The organism is Sulfitobacter sediminilitoris (genome assembly GCF_010667575.1).
Lineage (GTDB): Bacteria > Pseudomonadota > Alphaproteobacteria > Rhodobacterales > Rhodobacteraceae > Sulfitobacter > Sulfitobacter sediminilitoris.
The window spans coordinates 1-644 of the sequence record NZ_JAABNT010000090.1 but is presented as its reverse complement, the minus strand read 5'-3'; the positions used below and the strand labels follow the sequence as shown (position 1 = coordinate 644).

The following is a 644-nucleotide window of genomic DNA, read 5'->3' as shown; positions in this document are numbered from 1 at the left end:
GAGCCACAAGAAGGTGCCGCATCGCGGTTGCGACCCGCGTGGGCATCAGTCCGTTAATGGCCAGCTCGACCCCAGCATTCGGTGAAATAATGGCCAGCAGCAGTTCATTGAAGAAATCGGCGACCGGTAAAGCCAGGGCAATCGTCAGGCCCCAAAGCATCAGGCCGCGCCCCACTTGCAGGGTCCAGGCGGTATCCAAGTAAAGCGGGTCACTGTCGTGGATGGAGACACTATACGGGCAAGAGGGCAGTCAGCCAGCATCCGTCTTGTCGGGTTCAACACTCCTGAAACCTACAATCCAGTCTGTGAGGCTGGGCTAGCCTTAGGCAAACAGGCAACCGCACGACTGAAGGAGTTACTCCGAAATGCCTCGTCCATTGATTTGGAGATTGTCCCTTGTGCCTGTCGGCCCGGAACTCAAGGTACGGAAGACTGCAACTATGGACGGCAGTGTGGGAAGTTGAGTGTTGACGGCAGAGATGTTGGCAGAACCCTCATCTCAGAGGGACTTGCTGCGCCCTTTCGTTGTGGGACCACCGCCTGCCCTCCAACCCCCCGGCCGTGGTGCAAATGACTTGGAAGACTCTGGCTTGTCGCATCCAGAACAAAGGCACGGAAAGAGGCCACAAGGTCGCGACCAGCGA

The 644-nt window shown here is 57.8% G+C and carries 1 protein-coding gene and 1 pseudogene; one reads left to right on the top strand and one right to left on the bottom strand.

Annotated elements, in window-relative coordinates; all coding sequences use genetic code 11:
• Positions 1-199, bottom strand: a pseudogene (locus GV827_RS23250) (oligosaccharide flippase family protein); the annotation flags it as partial.
• An 18-nt stretch (positions 200-217) separates the two neighbouring features.
• Here GV827_RS23250 and GV827_RS24190 point away from each other — a divergent pair.
• Entirely contained in the window at positions 218-574 is a 357-nt protein-coding gene (locus tag GV827_RS24190; RefSeq protein WP_408056280.1) for a thermonuclease family protein, read from the top strand.
• Positions 575-644 lie beyond the last annotated feature (70 nt).